This window comes from Flavobacterium notoginsengisoli, assembly GCF_014207905.1.
In the GTDB taxonomy this organism is placed as follows: domain Bacteria; phylum Bacteroidota; class Bacteroidia; order Flavobacteriales; family Flavobacteriaceae; genus Flavobacterium; species Flavobacterium notoginsengisoli_A.
The window spans coordinates 471517-491931 of record NZ_JACHLB010000001.1 but is presented as its reverse complement, the minus strand read 5'-3'; the positions used below and the strand labels follow the sequence as shown (position 1 = coordinate 491931).

Genomic DNA, 20415 nt, shown 5'->3' with positions numbered 1-20415 from the left:
TTAAACACTAAAATTTTATGAAAAAACAATTTGCTAAACCTGTGTTTGGTGTTTTATCTGCAATGTTTTCGCTAACAGCAGTTCACGCACAAAACGCTCCAAAAGAACCAGGTATCAATGTATCTTATATGGATACCAAAGTAAAACCGAGTGAGGACTTTTTTAAATATGTAAATGGAACTTGGTTGGATAAAACTGAAATTCCTAGCGACAGAACAACTTGGGGAAGTTTTAATGAACTCATTAAAAGAACAGATAAAGATGTAATGGCGGTTTTGAAAGAAGCTTCGAAAAACCCAAAATACAAATCGAATACAGATCAGGGAAAAGCAGTTAATTTATTTAATACTTATTTAGATTCTGTTGGAAGAAATAAAAGAGGAATTGAGCCTTTAAAGCCTTATCTGAAAAAAATTGACGCTATTAAAAATGTTGCTGATGTTCAGAAATATTTAGTGGAAATGGAAAAAGAAGGTGGTTCTGGATTTTTCGGAATTTACATTGGCGCTGACGATAAAAACAGTTCTATAAACTCTGTAAATCTAGCACCAAGCAGTCTTGGACTTTCTGATAAAGATTATTATACTTCAGATGATAAGGATTCTAAAGAAAAACGTGCTAAATACGAATTGCACGTGGCAAGAATGATGCAGTTTATTGGAGAATCTCCAGAAAAAGCAAAACAAAGCGCTGCTGAAATTTTGGCTTTAGAAACAGAATTGTCTAAACCAAGATTAAACAGAGTTGAAAGAAGAGATAGCCGTTTGCAATACAATCCGATGACAATTGCTGAAATTCAGAAATTGACTCCAGCAATTAAATGGAATGAATATTTTGCAGGTTTGGGAATTACGAAATTAGAAACGGTAATTGTTTCTGAGCCTAAATACATGACCGCTTTAGAAACTGTTTTTAAAGAAAATAAAGTAGCTCAATGGAAAGAATACCTAAAATGGGATCTTCTAAACGGTGCAGCTAGCCAATTGACTACAGAAATTGACCAAGCTAATTTCGATTTTTACAGCAAAACATTAAGAGGAGCAATTAAGCAGCTTCCTGCTGAAGAAAGAGCATTAAATCTAGTTAACGGAACAGTTGGTGAAGCTCTTGGAAAGCTTTATGTGGAGAAAGTTTTTCCAGCTGAAGCTAAAGCTAAAGCTCTAGATATGATTCATAATGTTATTACGGCTTACCAAAATCGTATTAACAATTTAACTTGGATGTCTAAAGATACAAAGGCAAAAGCAATCGAAAAGCTAAATAAAATTACGATCAAAGTTGGATATCCTGATAAATGGAAAGATTATTCTGCTCTTGAAATTAAAAGTATTGCTGAGGGAGGAAACTATTTTGATAATATGAAAAACTTAGCAAAATGGAACTTTAAGAAAAGTGTAGATAAATTGCCTAAACCAGTTGATAAAACAGAATGGCATATGTCTCCACAAACTGTAAACGCTTATTACAATCCATCTTACAACGAAATTGTATTCCCAGCGGCAATTTTACAACCACCTTTCTATAATTATCAAGCCGATGAAGCGGTTAATTATGGTGGAATCGGAGCTGTAATCGGACACGAAATCTCTCACGGTTTTGATGATTCTGGTGCACGTTACAATGCTGACGGAAATTTAGTTGACTGGTGGACAGAAGAAGACTTAAAACAATTTACAGCTTTAGGAACTGCTTTAGCAAATCAATACAGTGCACTTGAGCCATTGCCAGGCGTACACGTTGATGGTAATTTTACTTTAGGTGAAAACATTGGAGATTTAGGTGGAATTAATGCTGCTTACGACGGTCTTCAATTATACTTGAAAGAAAAAGGAAATCCAGGTTTAATTGACGGATTTACTCCAGAACAGCGTTTCTTTATTTCTTGGGCTACAGTTTGGAGAACAAAAACTAGAGATGAGGCAATCAAAAATCAAGTAAAAACAGATCCACACTCTCCAGGAATGTACAGAGCTTATGTGCCAATTCAGAATGTTGATGCTTTCTACAATGCTTTCAACATTAAAAAAGGAGACAAAATGTATGTTGAACCAGAAAAACGAGTTAAAATCTGGTAATCAAATAATAAATAAAAAACGGCGCTAAAATAGTGCCGTTTTTTTATTTGAATACATTACAAAAACCGTCAAATATATTTTTAGGTTAATTATTCGAAAATTTTAACACAGAGTTAGAAATAATAACAATATGTTTGTAAATATACTAAAACACTAAATAAAAATGATTAAAAAGCTTTCTAAACCTATGTTTTGTGTGGTTTCTGCAATGTTCTCGTTAACAGCAGTACAGGCACAAAATGCAAAGCCAAAGGAACCGGGAATTAATGTTTCCAACATGGATCCTAAAGTTAGTGCAAGTCAGGATTTTTTCCGTTATGTAAACGGTGCCTGGTTAGATAAAACAGAAATTCCAAGTGACCGTAATTCTTGGGGAAGTTTTAATGAACTTCGTCAAAAGACAGATAACGATGCACTTGCTATTTTAAAAGCAGCCTCAAAAGATCCAAAGTACAAATCAAACACTGATCAGGGTAAAGCAATTGCTTTATTCAACACTATTTTAGATACTGTTGGAAGAAACAAAAGAGGCGTTACGCCACTTCAGCCTTATTTGAAGAAAATTGACGCAATTAAAAATGTAGCAGATCTTCAAAACTATATTACTGAAATGCAGCTTGCAGGAGGATCTGGTTTCTTCGGAGTTTACGTTGGCGCTGATGCTAAAAACAGTAATAAAAATTCGGTAACATTAAGTCCAGGAGGATTAGGTTTGTCTGATAAAGATTATTACAATTCAGACGATAAAGATTCTAAAGAAAAACGTGAAAAATATGAAGTTCACGTTGCTAGAATGTTGCAATATATTGGAGAATCTCCAGCAAAAGCAAAAGAAAGTGCTAAACAAATTTTAGCTTTAGAAGTTGAAATGTCTGCACCAAGATTAGATCGTGTAGAAAGAAGAGACAGAAGAAAACAATACAACCCAACGGCTGTTGCTGATTTGAAAAAAAATACGCCATCTATTCAATGGGAGAAATATTTCGCTGGAATCGGAATGGCAAAATTAGATACTGTAAATGTTGCTCAACCTCGTTATATGATCGCTTTAGAAAAGACTTTTACAGAAAAGAAAGTAGAAGCTTGGAAAGAGTATTTGAAATGGTCATTGTTAAACAAAACTGCTTCAACTTTAACGACAGATATTGAAAATGCTAATTTTGATTTCTACGGAAAAACATTAACTGGAGCTTTAAAACAACGTCCTCGTGAAGAAGTAGCTTTACAAGTAATTAATGGAGCAACGGGAGAAGCTTTAGGAAAATTATATGTAGAAAAATTATTTCCTGCTGAAGCAAAAGCAAAAGCAAAAGACATGATTGCGAATGTAATGCTGGCTTACGAAAACAGAATCAACGCTTTGCCTTGGATGTCTAAAGAAACTAAAGCTAAAGCGATTGAAAAACTAAATAAATTGACTGTTAAGATTGGATATCCTGATAAATGGAAAGACTATTCTAAACTAGAACTTAAAAATGTAAACGAAGGCGGTACTTATTTTGATAACATGAAAAACTTATCAAAATGGGCTTACTCAGAAAACTTGGCAAAATTAGGTAAACCAGTTGACAAAACGGAGTGGGGAATGTCTCCGCAAACGGTAAACGCTTATTTCAATCCTTCTTATAACGAAATTGTATTCCCAGCTGCAATTTTACAGCCACCTTTCTACAATTATCAAGCTGATGAAGCTGTAAATTATGGTGGAATCGGAGCTGTAATCGGTCACGAAATCTCTCACGGTTTTGACGATTCTGGAGCACGTTACAATGCTGACGGAAACTTAGTTGACTGGTGGACTCCTGAAGATTTAAAACAATTTACTGCTCTTGGAGGTGAACTTGCTGCTCAATATAGCGCTTTAGAGCCACTTCCTGGAATTCATGTGGATGGTAAATTTACATTAGGTGAAAACATCGGAGATTTAGGTGGTACCAATGCTGCTTACGATGGTTTACAGTTGTATTTGAAAAAACACGGAAATCCAGGTCTAATCGACGGATTTACTCCAGAACAGCGTTTCTTCATTTCTTGGGCTACTGTTTGGAGAACAAAATCTCGTGATGAAGCAATTAAAAGTCAAGTTAAGACAGATCCGCACTCTCCAGGAATGTACAGAGCGGTTGTGCCAATTAAAAACTTAGATTCTTTTTATGAGGCTTTCGGAATCAAAAAAGGAGATCCTATGTATTTAGAACCAGAAAAAAGGGTTAAAATTTGGTAATTTTTAATGAATTATAAAAAAAGCTGTTTCAATTTTGAAACAGCTTTTTTGTTGCAATGTAATCTGTTCCGTAGGAACATCTGATCGGTAGAAAAAATTATATTGATTTGATGTTTTACGTTCCGTAGGAACGTTTGATTGTGGTTTTGTATTTTGAGGATATAATTTTCAAACGTTCCTATGGAACGTAAATACGGCGTGTCAACATTTTTTTCTACCGATCAAACATTCCTACGGAATGATAATTCTGATATAGAATTAATAATTCATTAAAACAAAAAGAGCTGTCTCAATTGTTGAGACAGCTCTTAATATTGTAAAAAAAGTTAATTATTTTAGATGACTGTTGATATAAGTTTCAATAGCTTTAAGTTCTTCATCAGACATTGCCTGAGTGATTGCAAAATTGGTCTTCATAACCGCAAACTGACTCGGATCGACAATTGGTTCTGCATTTCCTTTTAAGAAAGTAACGATATTGCCATTTTTGTCTTTATAGATTTTGGCAATTTCTTTAATACTTGGACCAATCACTTTTTGATCTGGCTGATGGCATGCAAAGCAATTTCCTGTTCCTTCAAAAAGTTCTTTTCCTAATTCTTCTGGTGTTTTGGCTTTCGCCGATTCTCCTTCAGAATAGGTTTCGTTTGTTTGGTCTGTTTTTTCAGAACTCTCTTTTTTACAAGAGGCAAAAGCTAAAACAGCAGCTAAAAATACTGCTTTATTCATATTTTAATATTATTTCATTGCTTCAAATTTGTAGCCATTGTAAAGTAATTTTGCTACAATTTGTTTTTCAAGTAAATCTTTATCTCCTTTAGAAAAAGAAAGATTAATTTTTTCAGTATCAGTAAGTGTTCCTTTTAAAGGGAAATATTTATTGTCTGCAGTAATAATCTCGTCTTTAATATTTTTACCCGTTTTCGGATTAGCATAACCTGTTTTAGTAGCATACCAACCACCAATTTCTCTAACTCTTACTTGCTCTCTGTTGTTGTTATCTACAGTTGTAAATACAGAATTTACCATGTAAACTAAACTAGGAGGCCAGTTTGCCATAAATGTAATGTTTTGTTTTACTACGCTTCCAATTTTCACGTAATCTTGCACCACACCGTTTTCTTTTAAAACGTCCTGTTTTTGGTAAATAACTCCGTCTGTTACTTTTATTTTTAAAGCTGCCATAGCATCCATTTCAGTTTTTAACTGATCAACTGTTTTTTGATTGGCATCTGCAATTACTTTCTCAATGTCGGTTGGAGTTCCGTTTATAAATTCTAAAACTCCTTTTTCATCGATTCCTGCCGAACTGATAAATTTGTATTTGTCATTACAAACACTGGCAACAATCGTTTTTTGAAAACTTAAACCTTGATCTTTACCGTAATCAACTACTTCATTTGTTTTATTATTACTTAAATCAGTAAGAACTGACCAATAAAATGTTGATCCGTCTGCCATCAAAGCACTTTTTCTTTCTATAGAAAAGATAGGTCTGCTGTCTAGAGATAAGATTTTGTAATTTACTTTTACTTTGTCCAGAATGGCAACCTCGGTTCCATCAATGCTGATTTTGTCTTTTTTAAATTTAATGTCTTGTGCTACTGAGGTTAAGCCAGTAAGCATCATAAAAGAAAGTAATAGATTTTTCATATATTCTAGTTTAGATTTGTGGCGCTAAAATATATGTTTTTTTTGTAATTAATTACTTATTTAAAAAGATTGCAGCCTCTTTCGCAAAATATGTTGAAATAAGGTTAGCACCCGAACGTTTGATGCACATTAATTGTTCCATCATAATTTTATCGTGGTCTAACCAGCCTCTTTCAGATGCTGCTTTAATCATGGCGTATTCTCCAGAAACCTGATAAACAGTAACAGGAACATGTACAGTATTTTTTATTTCGCGAACAATATCCAAATAAGCAATTCCTGGTTTTACCATCACCATGTCTGCACCTTCTTCTACATCCGACAAAGCTTCTTTAATCGCTTCGATGCGATTAGCATAATCCATTTGGTATGTTTTTTTGTCTTTTGGAACAACAACATCAGCTTCTCTTGGAGCAGAATCTAAAGCATCTCTAAAAGGGCCATAAAAAGCAGAAGCATATTTAGCAGAATAACTCATAATTCCAACATTCTGAAATCCTGCCGCATCTAAACCTTCGCGAAGACGTAAAACGCGTCCGTCCATCATATCGCTTGGCGCAACAAAATCGGCACCAGCTTCTGCGTGCGAAACGGCCATTTTTACTAAAGCATCAACTGTGCTGTCGTTTTCTACATCACCATTTGTTATAATTCCGTCGTGACCGTAAATAGAATACGGGTCTAATGCTACATCTGGCATTACGATCATTTCTGGACAAGCGGCTTTTATAGCACGAATAGCTTGCTGCATTAATCCGTTAGAATTCCAAGCTTCTTTTCCTGTATTGTCTTTTAGGTTTTCGCTCACTTTTACATAAATATTTACGGCGCGAATTCCTAAATCATAAAGTTCTTTTACTTCTTCAACCGTTAAATCTATAGATCTTCTGAAAATTCCCGGCATTGACGGAATTTCGACTTTTACATTTTCTCCTTCAGCGATAAACATTGGAAACATAAAATCCGATGGACTTAAACTGGTTTCACGAACTAAAGAACGAATGGATTCATTTACTCTTAATCTTCTGCCTCTTTGTAATGGGAACATATAATTTTAGATTTTAGATTTTAGATTTTAGATTGCGTAATCTTTGTTTCTAAAATGAAGTTGTTTTTTATTTTTTTTGAAGTTTATCTCACATTTTAATGAGTGGCGCAAAGTTAAAGAAAAAGGAACATAATAAGGCATTTAGCCTGCTCTAGAATCCGTTAATATTATCTAAAAATTTAGATTTTTATTGTTTGAATTAAAGCATGGTTTTTAAAATATTTCCATCTAAATTTGTAAAATGAAGAAAATTCTCGCTTTATTTTGCTGTTTGCTCTTAACAAGCTGTTTTGAGATTACAGAAAGAATTAAACACCATGATGACCAAAGTGGTGAATATACTTTGATGATTGATTTTTCGAAATCCTGGTTTAAGACCAAATCGGCTATTTTTCTGGAAGAAGTTGATGGAGTGAAAATTCCGAACGAACAGGAAATCACTCAAAAACTGGAAGATTTTAAGAACAAAGCTTTAAAGATTGACGGAATTTCGAATGTATCAACCAAAACAGATTTTGATAATTATGTCTTTATTATCAAACTCAATTATGCCAACCTGAAAGCATTAAATGCCGTTGTAAACACTATCAATAATCAGCGCGATCAAATTCACTTTAGCGGAAGCGATAAAAATTTTCAGCGAATAGCTTCATATCCAGTTCCAGAAAAAGTAGTCAATGATCCGAAGAAAAAGAAAGATCTTGAAGAGGCTACAATTACTGCTATCTATACTTTTGATAAAGATATTGCAGCAGTAGATAACGCCAACAGCAAGATTTCGAAAAACAAGAAAACCGTTTTCTTAAAACAAAGTATGTACAGCGTTTTTAAGAAATCAACATTAATGAATAATACCATCCAATTAACGCCTTAATTATGAAGCATTTCTACACTTTAATTTTTCTATTCGCCACGTATTTTACTTTCGGTCAAGCGAATCCAAATAGATACGACTATTTTGTGCAATTTAATGGAAATCAGCTTTCTAAAAAAGTAAGCGTTGATGCTGTTTTAAATCATCCGATTATTACGAAATACATCAGTAAAAAACCTGATTTTGATCTTAGAAAATATACCGATATTATTCAATTAGATCAAAAAATAACCGTTCATGGAAATTTTTTAGACAGTGTTCCATTTTATCAGGTTACTATTCCAATAAAAAGCAAAGAAGCTGTTACGAAATATTTGATTGAAAAACAGGGAGCTAACGGAAATAATGGTTCGATTCAGGATTTTGAAAAATATGCTGTTTTCACGCCAAATGGAGTAAAAAGAACTTTTGCGTGGAATGATAATCATTTGGTTGTGTTTGAATTAACAAAAAGACTCCCAACAAAATTTTATGATAAAACGACTTCGGCTGCCGCAATGGATTCTGTTTCTGTAGTAGATTATTATGAAAAAGACACTATCGGAGAAATACCTGTAAGGGATGTTCCAACAATGTCTGTTCCTAATTCTCCGAAAATTGCAGAACCAGCAACCAATACCGAACCAGTTGTATTTAGTGATCCTGCAGACGAATATTTATACGATGGAAATCCGTACGAAGAATATACTGCCGAACAAGCAGAATTTGATAAAAAGTTAGCAGAAAGCCAAAGTGAGATTATCAAAAAATTATTCGAAAATGGTTTTACGGCTCCAACTTCTTCTAAGATTAATGTGGCAGCAGATATTTCATCTTGGGTAGATTACGGCGGTATGATTTCGACTTTATATTCTGCTTACAGTTATCCAATGTCTTTGTTTGGAGGTTTTAACAATTATCTTCCGATGCAGAAGAATTTCGGAAATTTTGTAAAAGGGGTAAATCTTGATTTCTATTTTGATAATGATAACGCCAGAATCGAAGAAATTGTAGAATATTCTAAAGAGATTGCTGAAGTTGTGAGCAAAATTGGAGATCGAAAAATCAATAGAAATATCTTTAATTATTTCCCAGCTGAGAAACCTTTAGGTTATATGTCTTATCACATTAATACTAAAGCAGCGCTAGAAAAGTTTCCTGCTTTAATGACAGATATGTTTCAGAATCCAAAGTTTGCAAAAGAGGATATTTTAGTTATTACAGATTTAATTTCTACCATTGTTGACGAAGAAGCCACAGCAAAGCTTTTTGATGGTGATTTAAGCGCTTTTTTATACGATGTGAAAGAAGTTGAGGTAATGAGCAAGAAATATGGTTATGACGATAATTATGAAGAAAAAGTAACAGAGGAGAAAGTGAAGAAAACAATTCCGTTGTTTTCGGTAGTTTTTACATCCACACATCCAACTTTTGGAGACAAATTGTTACAGTTAGGCGTTCGTAAAAAAGTTTTGGTTCAAAATGGAAATTATTACCAGATTTTAGGAACTAAAGAATATGGAGATATTTACATTCTGAAAGACAAAGACGTTGTTGTAGTGAGTAATACTTTGGATTATTTTAGTAAAGGAAGCGGTTCTTTTGTGAAAGAAACAAAGAAAGATTTAGGCAAAAATGCCATTTTCGGGAAACTAAATATTTCTCAGACAGTAAGAGCTTTTGGGACAAATACTAACGAAGACGAATTGAATAAACTGAATAAAATTGCAGCCCAATTTTCAGATTTTACAATGGAATCTCCTAAAAAGCTGGTTGACAATAAATTTAAATTTGTGATTAAATTGAATTCTTTACAAAACAATAAAAACATCATTTTACAGACATTAGATTTGGCAGATGAAATGATGGATTCAAAATAAATTTCAAAAACAAAAATCCCCGAAACAATTCATTTCGGGGATTTTTTTATTTAGGAAATGGCTTTTATGTAATGGAAGCTTTGTAAATGGTTTTTATGGTTTCACCAAGTACAGCATTAAAATCTTGATCAGATTGACCTGCGCTAAGGCCTTCAGACAAGGCTCTTGAAAAACTGGCAATTAATCCGTGGTTTTGAGCGAGCTTGATATTGGCTTCATCACGAGAATATCCGCCTGACAATGCCACAACCCGAACCACATGCGGATCTGTTATCAATTCTCCATAAAAATTATTTACTGTCGGAATCGATAATTTCAGCATTACTCTTACTTCTTTGTCAAGAGCATTCAGTTGTTTTATGATTTCGTTTTTCAAAATCTGTTCTGATTTTTCTTTGTCAGCGCTGTAAATATCAACTTCAGGCTCAATAATTGGAATCAATCCTTTTTCGAAAATCTGCAAACCAACTCTGAACTGCTGTTCTACTATATCGCGGATTCCGTCAGGATTTGCTTCTTTAATTACGGAACGCATTTTAGTTCCAAAAACATTTCGTTCCACAGCTCTTGTCAGCAATTCATCCAGATTCGGAATGGGTTTCATTAATTGAACACCGCTGGCGAGATCAGCAAGTCCTTTATCTACTTTTAGAAACGGAACTATATTTTTCTTCTCCCATAAATAATCGGCAGTCCACAAACCATCAATTTTACGATCCATGGTATTTTCAAATAAGATAGCACCGAGAATATATTCGCTGTCAAAAGCGGGGCTTTTAATAATTCTAGTTCTCATTTCATGTACAAGAGTGTACATTTCTTCGTCGTTAGAATAGCTGTCTTCTTGAACGCCGTATTGCAATAATGCTTTTGGTGTGCTTCCGCCGCTTTGATCTAATGCAGCGATAAATCCTTTTCCAAAATGCATCCGATTTAATTGTTCCTGGTTCACATTTGCCATAATAATGAATTTAAGTTTTGTAAATCCATGTAATTTAAGCAATTTTTACAACTTATTGATTACGAGTTGATAGCTTTTTTAAAGTCCGATTTTCTCATTGACTTTATCATAAACTTCTTTTACTTTTTTGGGAGGATCGAATCGATAACCTGCAGAAATTTTTAAGGTTACGATATTATCATTTAATCTCGGATCGACTTTATCATCCTGAGCAAAACTGATGGTGTTGAGAGTTGCGAAAGCAAAGAAACGGTCTTTGTTGTAAGCCAGTTTTAAATTGAAGTCGGCCTGATATAATGCTGAGGTATCTTTGTCAATTACATTCAGTCCAGCACCCAGCGCCAATCCAGCGCCAATTAAAACCCGATCGCTAATCACAAAATTATAGAAATAGGACGGAGCTAATGTGAAAACATAAATATCTCCAGGCGATGAATCTGGAGTATTTAAATCCAGATTGGTGTAATAAAAAGAGAAAGTAGGAACGAAACTTCCAGAACTTTTGGTCTGCCATTCATTTTGACTGACCAGTGTTTTAAAAGAAAATTTATCATTGAAAACGTATGCTGTTGTTCCGCCTATTTTGGTCGTTCGCATGTCAGGCAATTGAGCCGTAATGTTATCATCTTTGATATAAAACCCTTTCTGATTAATGAAAGTAAACGACTGCATCCATTTTTTTAAATAAAAACGGGTACTGAAATTGAAATGTTTAGAATGTGAATCGCCTTTATTCTGACTCAGGAATTTAGGCGCAAAACCAAAACCAACGTCAATAATTTTATAATTTAAGTTAAAACCAATCTGTTCTCTTCGATTCGGAATGAGATCGACATACATTTTGGTTTCAGGATTGTCTGAAGCAATCTGAAAACTATTGGAGGTGTCTAAATAATAAACGCTTGCCGTAATTTTATCGTTGTAGGTTTTAAAATAGGGATTTCGTATGGAATCGTTTTGGGCGAAACATCCAAAAATGCTAATAAAGAATGTAGAGTAAATTAGTTTTAAACACATAGAAACATAGTTTTTGGATTTGCTTAAAAAAAGACATTTCCTTCAAAATAAATCACATAGCATTGTGTGAAAAAATGTGATTTTTTAAAATCTCCTCTAAGATAGGTCTTTAAATCTATGTTTCTATTGGTTATATAAATTTTTGTGATGGAAAATTAAACCCAATCAATCGGATTCTGCAACACATTAATCAATTTTTCTTCCACACTTCCTGCTTCTGGATGATGATCATAAACCCATTGCACATGAGGAGGCAAACTCATTAAAATACTTTCAATTCTTCCATTCGTTTTTAAACCGAATAAAGTTCCTTTGTCATGAACCAGATTAAACTCAACATAACGGCCACGACGAATTTCCTGCCAGTTTCTATTCTCAGACGTATATTCCAGATTTTTTCTTCTTTCAACAATTGGAACATAAGCTTCAAGGAAACTATTTCCAACTTCGGTTACAAAATCGTACCAGTTTTCCATCGACATTTGTTCATTTGCTTTGCAATAATCAAAGAATAAACCACCAAGTCCGCGTGCTTCGTTTCTATGTGCATTCCAGAAATATTCGTCACATTTCTTTTTGTAAAGCGGATAAAATTCTGGATTATGTTTGTCGCAAGCCGTTTTACAAGTTTGATGAAAGTGTTTTGCATCTTCTTCGAACAAATAATAAGGCGTTAAATCCTGTCCGCCACCAAACCATTGATTGATTACTTTTCCAGATTCGTCATACATTTCAAAATAACGCCAATTGGCGTGCACAGTAGGAACCATTGGGTTTTTCGGGTGAATAACCAAACTTAGTCCGCAAGCAAAGAAATCGGCTTCGCCAACACCAAACATTTTTTGCATGGTATCGGGCAATTTTCCATGAACGGCAGAAATGTTTACACCGCCTTTTTCGAAAACCGATCCGTTTTCAATAACGCGCGTTCTTCCGCCACCGCCTTCTGAACGTTTCCATAAGTCTTCACGGAATTTTGTAGTTCCGTCAACGGCTTCTAATCCAGCACAGATTTGATCTTGTAATTGTTGTATGTATGCGTAAAATTGGTCTTTCATTGCAATTATTTTTTGGCTTTCGCCGAAGCAATTTTAGTGTTAATTCCAAAAGAAAAAACCTTGCTCTCAAGTTGGATAAATTGATAAATAGCCAAAGCTTTATCGGTAAAATTATAATTTTCTTCTTTAGAGAATTCGATTAAAATATCTCCGAATTGCTCTAAATGTTCCCAATCAAAATGAAGACGCATTAATAATGTAATTAATTCTTGATTTGTTTGGTTGGATAAAGTTTCGAGATTCAGCCCAATTTCTTTTAGTTGATCTTCAATTTTTTCTTTTTCCAGATTGTTTAAAGGATAAGGAACATAAACAAGAGTTCGTAACGTTTTGAGCACGTTATCAATTCTTATTTTTTCTTCATCTCTTAAGCCTTTGTTGAGCATATTTTTTGAGTCTCCTGCAAGGTTTTCAAAACCTTGTAGGTATTGTTGTAAAATTTAAATAGCAAACTTTATTTATACTTACAATGTTTTAAAAACCTTGTAAGAAAACCTAAATCATTCAAAAATATAAGTTTCATTTAAAAAATCATTTTTCTGATTATGGCAAAAGACAAAATTTTCAAAATCCCCAAAGAGATCTAAAACCTCATCTCGTTCTATTTTTGTTTCTTTATTTGATAAAAAGGTTTGATAAGATGAAAACTTGAAGTTGGTAAAATCCAAATCGAAATGATATTTCGGATTTAAATGAACATAAACAATCAATTGTCTTAAATAGTTTTCATCTTTTAAGCTTATTCTTTTAAAATGTTTTTCAAACAAACTTCCTGTTCTATTAGTCTGTCTATTAAATGCCTTTGCATAAGAATTAAACAAGTTTGAAAATGCTTGAGTAACTTCTTTTTCTTCTGTGTTCAACCGAATAACTAAATGAAAATGATTATTCATTAAACAATAAGCAAAAATGGAAATCTTATTCTCCAAATATTTTGCTAATTGTTTTAAGAAATAAATTTTATTAACGTCATTTTCAAAAATATTTGTTCCATTAATTCCTCGGTTGTAAATATGATAGTAACAATCTTTTTTCAATACTTCAAGTTTCATTTTTAATTTACTGTAAGTTTTTACTGTAAATATAAAAACAACTTTTAAACCTACAAGGTTTTAAAAACCTTGCAGGAATGCCAATCGGAGCTGAAATACTAATTCCCGTATTCCTTCACTGCGTCAATAAACGCTTTTGCGTGATCTACAGGGATATTTGGTAAAATTCCGTGACCTAAATTTACAATATATTTATCTTTTCCGAACTCGTCGATCATTTCATGAACCATTTTCTTAATCGTCGGAATTGGAGAAAGCAATCTTGATGGATCAAAATTTCCTTGTAAAGTGATATTTCCTCCTGATAAGTAACGAGCATTTCTTGCAGAACAAGTCCAATCTACTCCAAGAGCAGAAGCACGGCTTTTACCCATGTCGCCAAGTGCAAACCAGCATCCTTTTCCGAAAACAATAACCGGAGTGATATCGGCTAAAGCGTCAACAATCTGGTTGATGTATTTCCATGAAAATTCCTGATAATCAACAGGAGAAAGCATTCCTCCCCAAGAATCAAAAATCTGAACGGCATTTACACCCGATTTTACTTTTTCTTTTAAATATAGAATAGTTGTGTCTGTAATTTTTTGCAATAAAGTATGCGCAGCAGCTGGATTTGAGAAACAGAATCCTTTTGCAGTATCAAAACTTTTAGAACCTTTTCCTTCAACAGCGTAGCAGAAAATTGTCCAAGGCGAACCAGCGAAACCAATTAATGGCACTTCGTCGTTCAGCATTTCTTTAGTCAATTTTACAGCATCAAAAACGTAACCTAGTGTTTCATTTACATCTGGAACATAAACTTTGTGAACATCTGCCAAAGAACGAATCGGATTTGGAATAATTGGTCCCAAATTGTCTTTTAATTCTACATGAATTCCCATCGCGCGAGGCACTACCAAAATATCTGAGAATAAAATTGCAGCGTCCGGAGCGATTCTGCGAATAGGCTGTACAGTGATTTCAGCAGCTAATTCCGGAGTTTCACAACGTGTGAAGAAATCATATTTATCACGCAGTTCTCTAAACTCTGGTAAATATCTTCCTGCCTGACGCATCATCCATACCGGCGGACGTTGAACAGTTTCTCCTTTTAATGCTCTTAAAAATAAGTCGTTTTTTAACATTTCGTATTTGTTTTTCCTGCAAGGTTTTCAAAACCTTGTAGGTATTGTTTATTTATATTTATACTCACAAGGTTTTGAAAACCTTGCAGGACGTCTTAAACATTACTTGTATTCGTGAATCACATCTTCGATCACATCTTCAATTGTTGGCTGATCTGCAACGATGATGTTTTTTGTGATTTTATGCAAAGCTTCTGCGGTTGTATCACCAATGCAGAAACAAATTTGTTTGTTTATAGTATTGTGTTTCAAGTAACTTTTAACTCCAGACGGACTAAAAAACAAAATCGCTTCTGGATTTGCTTTTAATTTTTGAGGTTGAAGCGTAGTTTCGTAAACCTGGATTTCGTTGAATTTAATTCCGTTTTCTTTTAAAGCTTCAGGTAAAGTGTCTCTTCTTAAATTTCCACTGAAAAAAGTGTAACTCTCATTTCCGTAAATCAAAGTGATAATTTCTGCTAAATCTGAAGCGTAACCTGTATAAGCCACAACATTAAACCCGTTTTCTTCTAAAAGAGCTTTGGTTTTAGTTCCAACGCAATACACGTTTTTTTTCTTTAATTCTTCTGATTTTGGATTTGATAAAACACTATGAACGGCATTCTGACTTGTAAAAATCAGACTTTCGTTGAGGTCTTTTAACTCGAAAGGTTTGTTTTCGGTTTTAATGAAATCGGCTTCGATTAATTCAACGCCATATTTCATTAGCTCTTGTTTATGAAGAGGTGATAATATTTTAGTAGATACTATTTGAACTTGGTTTGCCATTATTTTTTCAGGGATTCTTTAATCTGCTTCATTAATTCCGTTCCACCATTATTCAAGATTTCCTGAGCACAGTTAAAACCTAGTTTTTTCCATTCCGAAATATCAACGGTTTTGTTGATTTCCAGTTTTTGTTTTCCGTCAATAGAAAGTAAAACACCTTGAAAATGTAAAGTGTCTTCATCTTCATTATAAGTAACCAAAGATCCAATTGGTGCTGTACATCCGCCTTCAAGCGTTCTTAAAAACTGACGTTCGATATAGGTACAGATTTCGGTTTCAATATCATTCAACTGTGAAAGCGCATCCAATGTATAATTGTCATTTTCCATTGCCACCACAAGCATTGCGCCTTGAGCTGGTGCAGGAATCATCCAATCTAAATTGATGTAATTTTCAGGTTTTAAGTTAATGCGTTCCAAACCTGCAGCGGCAAAAACAGCTCCGTCCCAATTATTGTCTTGGAGTTTTTGCATACGAGTATTCACGTTTCCACGTAAATCAACTACAGTATGATTAGGATATTTATTGAACCATTGTGCCTGACGACGTAAACTTCCCGTCGCAATGGTACTTGGATTTGTAAAATCGGGATTTCCTTTATGGACTAAAATATCCAGAACATTGGCTCTTTCTAAAACTGCGGCCTGAACAATTCCTTTTGGCAAAGCTGTTGGAACATCTTTCATTGAATGCACAGCGATATCACAATCACCATTAATCATGGCAATGTCAAGCGTTTTGGTAAAAATTCCAGTGATTCCTAATTCATAAAGTGGCTTATCCAGAATAATATCACCTTGAGATTTTACCGCAACAATTGAAGTTTTATAACCTAAATCGTTTAGTTTTTTCTCTACAGTGTGTGCTTGCCAAAGTGCTAATTCGCTATCGCGCGTTCCAATTCTGATTGTTTTTTCAGCCATGTTTTATTTTTTGAACCATATAAGTTATACAAGTAAATTTAAGCAGTTTGGGTAAAACACAGTTTTTAAATGAACTTATATAACTTATATGGTTTAAATTTTATTTAAGATGCTTTTATTTTGAAGACTTTTTCGATCCATTCAATGCTTTCATCAACCATGGTATCGTCGTCTTTTAAATGATTTGCAAAATGTGTAGTGATTTTTTGGATGATTCTGTTACTGATAATTTCAGCTTGTTCTTCGTTAAAATCGGCGATTTTTTTGCTTTGAAAATCCAATTCTGAAGCTTTGATTGCGTTTAGTTTGTCTTTTAACGCATTGATAGTAGGCGCAAATTTTCGGCCTTTCATCCAGGTAACAAATTCTTCTTTGATTTCTTCAATAATCGCTTCGGCAGCTGGAATGTGTAATTTTCTGTTTTCCAAAGTTTCATCTGTCAATTGAGACAAATAATCCATGTGAATTAAAGTTACACCTTCTAATTCCTCTACGTTTTCGTTTACGTTTTTCGGAATTGATAAATCCAGAATCAACAAAGGTTTTTTAAGATTCAAAATTGCTTTATCAACCGTTGGATTTTGCGCGCCAGTTGCTACAACCACAACATCAGCTTTTTGAAGTTCTAAATGCAGTTCCGAATAATCTTTAACAATCAAATTTAGTTTTCCAGCCAATTTCTCCGCTTTGTCTTTCGTTCGGTTGATTAAAGTAATATGTTCGTTTTTAGTATGTTTTACTAAATTCTCGCACGTATTTCTTCCGATTTTTCCAGTTCCGAAAAGTAGAATGTTTTTGTTGCTTATATCTTCAACATTTTTCAAAATATATTGTACAGAAGCAAAAGAAACTGAAGTGGCTCCAGAACTAATTTCCGTTTCTGTTTTAATTCTTTTACTTGCCTGAATCACTGCATTTACCAATCTTTCCATAAAAGCATTGGCTAAATTCATTGATTTTGAATGAATAAAAGAAGTTTTAATTTGAGATATAATTTCGAAATCACCTAAAATCTGACTGTCTAAACCAGTTCCAACACGAAATAAGTGATTGATTGCTTCTTGATTTTTGTACACGAAACCCACTTTTTGAAAAGCGTCTACAGATCCGTTACTATTATCGCAAATAAGTTTTATTAATTGAAATGGGTGCTCAGCAAAACCGTAAATTTCGGTTCTGTTGCAAGTTGAAGTAACTATTAAGCTTTCTATTCCCTCGTTTTTAGCTTGTTCGAGCAATCGCGTTTTAGCAACGGCATCCAAACTAAATTGACCTCTGACCTCAGCATCAGCTTTTTTATAACTCAGACCAACTGAGTAAAAATAAAGGTGTTTCGGTACGTTATTGTTTTCCATAAATTCACTTTCATAAAAGTGCAACAAAATTATTACTATAGCATTGATAAAAATAACGCTAAAAGTACTTTTTATGTCGCTGTATGTTTTTTTGAACCTAAATAGGTGTTTTTGAGTAAAAAAGGCTACTTTTGTAGCAAAATCAACTCATTTGAAGTGATTAGTTTAGAGTGATTCTAAATAACATTTTGAGTTTGTTTTGATTTTCGTTTCAAAAAAATATCGCTATGAGTTCTCAAGAAGTTATAAAAATTGAAGACGACTTTACACTGATCCGTTTTCAAAATGATGGTTCTGAACCTTTCTACGCACAGCACGAAATAATAGGTACTGGCCTGATACAGTTTCACTTCGGAATAAAAGGAAACGCAAAATTCTTGTTCAATCAGGGTAATTATGCTTTAGAATTGAAAGAGGAAAAATCGCTTCTTTTATACAATCCACAGAAAGAATTGCCGCTAAATTTAGAGTTGGCTCCAAACTCGTGGGCAATTTCAGTAATTGTATCGATCAAAAAATTTCACGCGTTATTTTCTGCCGAAGCAGATTATATTACTTTCCTAAGCCCTGACAATAAGGATAAGAAGTATTATAACGAAGGAAATATTAGTCCGTCAATGGCAATTGTACTGAGCCAGTTGTTTCATTACAATCTTCATCCATCGATAAAAAACCTTTATTATAAAGGAAAAGGATACGAATTGTTGAGTCTGTATTTCAACAGAACTGAAGATCCAAATGCCGAACAATGTCCATTTTTGATTGACGAAGACAATGTTTTGAAAATCAGAAAAGCAAAAGAAATTGTAATCGCGAATATGGCCGAACCTCCAGGACTGCAAGAATTAGCAGATGAAATTGGTTTGAATTTGAAAAAACTCAAAATGGGTTTCAAACAAATTTACGGCGATACGGTTTACGGTTTCTTGTTCGATTACAAAATGGATTTCGCCCGAAAACTTTTAGACAGTGGTTCTTATAATGTAAATGAAGTGGGATTGAAAATAGGTTACAGTACAGGAAGTCATTTTATAGCCGCATTCAAGAAGAAATTCGGAACAACACCAAAAAAATATTTGATGTCGATTAATGCGAATGTTTAATTTATTAGCCACGAATTCACGAATTACTCCGCAAAAATCTGCTTTAATCTGTGTAAATCTGCGTGAAAAAATTTCTCGAATTAGTTTAATCAATTTTGAATATTCAATAATAATCAAAAAGTAATAAATATCATATTTCGAAAAAGTTTCAAATTATACTTTTGCCGAAATTATTAAAAACAAACAAAAAGCTTAAAGCCTAATGCTTAAAGCCTAAAGCAAAAAACACATAATGAAAGGCGCACTTTTAATAAACTTAGGATCACCAGACAGTCCAACTCCAAAAGATGTAAAACCCTATTTAGATGAATTTTTAATGGATAAATACGTAATCGACGTTCCGTATTTATTGAGAGCATTATTGGTTCGCGGAATTATTTTAAGAAAAAGACCAGAAGAATCGGCACATGCTTATTCTAAAATCTGGTGGAAAGAAGGTTCTCCATTAATCGTTCTTTCTGAAAGAATGCACAAAAAAGTACAGCCTTTATCAAACGTTCCGGTTGCTCTTGCGATGCGTTACGGATCTATGACAATCGAAAAAGGTTTACAAGAATTAAACGACCAAGGCGTGACAGAAGTTTTACTTTTTCCGCTTTATCCACAATATGCGATGGCTTCGACTTTGACAATTTTAGTTTTGGCAGAAGAAATCCGCAAGAAGAAATTTCCTCACATGAAATTCTCTGATGTTCCGGCATTTTACAATAAACCAGATTATATCAAAAATGTTGCAGATTCAATTCAAAAGAATCTTCAAGGATATGACTATGACCAATTGGTGTTTTCATATCACGGAATTCCAGAGCGTCATGTACGTAAAACCGATAAAACAAAATCTCATAAAAAGTTTGTTACTAATGAAATGTGCTGTGAAGTTGGAACTCCAGAAGCTGAATTCTGCTACAGAACACATTGTTACGAAACAACGCGTTTGGTAGTTGAGCAATTAGGAATTCCGAAAGACAAATATTGCGTTACTTTCCAATCGAGATTGGCTGGAGATAAATGGCTAGAACCTTATACCGATGTTGAAATCGACAATATGCCTAAAAGAGGTATTAAGAAAATTGCGGTTGTAACTCCTGCTTTCGTTACGGATTGTTTAGAAACTTTAGAAGAAATCGCCATGCGTGCCAAAGAAGATTTTGAAGCAAATGGAGGAGAAGAATTCCTTGCGATTCCTTGCTTGAATGATGATGACGAATGGTGCCAAACGGTTTCGAATTGGATTAACGATTGGGCTAAATAAAATTTGTTTCAGGTTTAAAGTTTCAAGTTTTTCTCAAAGTTGATTAACTTGAAACCTAAAACCTGAAAC

18 protein-coding genes are annotated in these 20415 nt (G+C 33.8%); 6 read left to right on the top strand and 12 right to left on the bottom strand.

Going from position 1 to position 20415, the window contains the following annotated elements; translation table 11 throughout:
• Positions 1-17 precede the first annotated feature (17 nt).
• Entirely contained in the window at positions 18-2075 is a 2058-nt protein-coding gene (locus tag HNP35_RS02090) for a M13 family metallopeptidase (protein WP_184158909.1), read from the top strand.
• Positions 2076-2238: 163 nt separating this feature from the next.
• Positions 2239-4299 (top strand): M13 family metallopeptidase, encoded by a 2061-nt coding sequence (locus HNP35_RS02085; protein ID WP_184158911.1) that lies wholly within the window; start codon positions 2239-2241, stop codon positions 4297-4299.
• Between the two features lie 330 nt (positions 4300-4629).
• On the opposite strand, the gene HNP35_RS02080 is transcribed toward HNP35_RS02085, so the two are convergent.
• Genes HNP35_RS02080 through hemB form a run of 3 tightly spaced genes read right to left on the bottom strand, consistent with a single transcriptional unit; the run spans position 4630 to position 7000 of the window.
• The gene (locus HNP35_RS02080) at positions 4630-5028 is read right to left on the bottom strand and encodes a c-type cytochrome (RefSeq protein ID WP_184158912.1); all 399 of its coding nucleotides are present in this window, start codon (positions 5026-5028) and stop codon (positions 4630-4632) included.
• Positions 5029-5037: 9 nt separating this feature from the next.
• The gene (locus HNP35_RS02075; RefSeq protein ID WP_184158914.1) at positions 5038-5952 is read right to left on the bottom strand and encodes a hypothetical protein; all 915 of its coding nucleotides are present in this window, start codon (positions 5950-5952) and stop codon (positions 5038-5040) included.
• 52 nt (positions 5953-6004) lie between these two features.
• A complete protein-coding gene (gene hemB / locus HNP35_RS02070; protein WP_184158916.1) occupies positions 6005-7000 on the bottom strand; it encodes a porphobilinogen synthase in 996 nt (331 codons plus the stop codon).
• A gap of 241 nt (positions 7001-7241) precedes the next feature.
• On the opposite strand from hemB, the gene HNP35_RS02065 reads away from it, so the two are divergent.
• Together HNP35_RS02065 and HNP35_RS02060 are read left to right on the top strand one after the other, a co-directional pair.
• Positions 7242-7874: a hypothetical protein gene (locus HNP35_RS02065; RefSeq protein ID WP_184158918.1), complete on the top strand. Its 633-nt coding sequence runs from the start codon at positions 7242-7244 to the stop codon at positions 7872-7874.
• 2 nt (positions 7875-7876) lie between these two features.
• Positions 7877-9733: a hypothetical protein gene (locus HNP35_RS02060; protein WP_184158920.1), complete on the top strand. Its 1857-nt coding sequence runs from the start codon at positions 7877-7879 to the stop codon at positions 9731-9733.
• A 64-nt stretch (positions 9734-9797) separates the two neighbouring features.
• Here the strand turns inward: HNP35_RS02060 and HNP35_RS02055 are convergent, their stop codons facing one another.
• The 9 genes from HNP35_RS02055 to hemA form a co-directional block, all read right to left on the bottom strand.
• Positions 9798-10685 carry a fructose bisphosphate aldolase gene (locus HNP35_RS02055; protein ID WP_184159724.1) on the bottom strand — a complete coding sequence of 296 codons (888 nt, stop codon included), beginning with the start codon at positions 10683-10685 and terminating at the stop codon, positions 9798-9800.
• Between the two features lie 87 nt (positions 10686-10772).
• Positions 10773-11711 (bottom strand): DUF4421 family protein, encoded by a 939-nt coding sequence (locus tag HNP35_RS02050; RefSeq protein WP_184158922.1) that lies wholly within the window; start codon positions 11709-11711, stop codon positions 10773-10775.
• A gap of 155 nt (positions 11712-11866) precedes the next feature.
• A complete protein-coding gene (gene hemF, locus HNP35_RS02045) occupies positions 11867-12769 on the bottom strand; it encodes an oxygen-dependent coproporphyrinogen oxidase (protein ID WP_184158923.1) in 903 nt (300 codons plus the stop codon).
• Positions 12770-12774: 5 nt separating this feature from the next.
• A complete protein-coding gene (locus tag HNP35_RS02040) occupies positions 12775-13155 on the bottom strand; it encodes a hypothetical protein (protein ID WP_184158925.1) in 381 nt (126 codons plus the stop codon).
• Between the two features lie 114 nt (positions 13156-13269).
• Complete coding sequence (locus HNP35_RS02035; RefSeq protein WP_184158927.1) at positions 13270-13821, bottom strand: transposase; 552 nt, start codon at positions 13819-13821, stop codon at positions 13270-13272.
• 98 nt (positions 13822-13919) lie between these two features.
• Positions 13920-14945, bottom strand: a complete 1026-nt coding sequence (gene hemE, locus HNP35_RS02030; RefSeq protein ID WP_184158929.1) for a uroporphyrinogen decarboxylase — start codon at positions 14943-14945, stop codon at positions 13920-13922.
• A 102-nt stretch (positions 14946-15047) separates the two neighbouring features.
• Positions 15048-15713 (bottom strand): uroporphyrinogen-III synthase, encoded by a 666-nt coding sequence (locus HNP35_RS02025; protein ID WP_184158931.1) that lies wholly within the window; start codon positions 15711-15713, stop codon positions 15048-15050.
• Positions 15713-16636, bottom strand: coding sequence for a hydroxymethylbilane synthase (gene hemC, locus HNP35_RS02020; protein ID WP_184158933.1), 924 nt, complete (start codon positions 16634-16636; stop codon positions 15713-15715). Before hemC ends, HNP35_RS02025 begins: the two co-directional genes overlap by 1 nt.
• Positions 16637-16740: 104 nt before the next feature.
• On the bottom strand, positions 16741-17991 hold the full coding sequence (hemA, locus tag HNP35_RS02015) for a glutamyl-tRNA reductase (protein ID WP_184158935.1): 1251 nt from the start codon (positions 17989-17991) through the stop codon (positions 16741-16743).
• Between the two features lie 227 nt (positions 17992-18218).
• On the opposite strand from hemA, the gene HNP35_RS02010 reads away from it, so the two are divergent.
• Both HNP35_RS02010 and hemH read left to right on the top strand, forming a co-directional pair.
• Positions 18219-19094 carry an AraC family transcriptional regulator gene (locus tag HNP35_RS02010; RefSeq protein WP_111368228.1) on the top strand — a complete coding sequence of 292 codons (876 nt, stop codon included), beginning with the start codon at positions 18219-18221 and terminating at the stop codon, positions 19092-19094.
• Positions 19095-19326: 232 nt separating this feature from the next.
• Positions 19327-20346 (top strand): ferrochelatase, encoded by a 1020-nt coding sequence (gene hemH, locus HNP35_RS02005; protein WP_184158937.1) that lies wholly within the window; start codon positions 19327-19329, stop codon positions 20344-20346.
• Positions 20347-20415 lie beyond the last annotated feature (69 nt).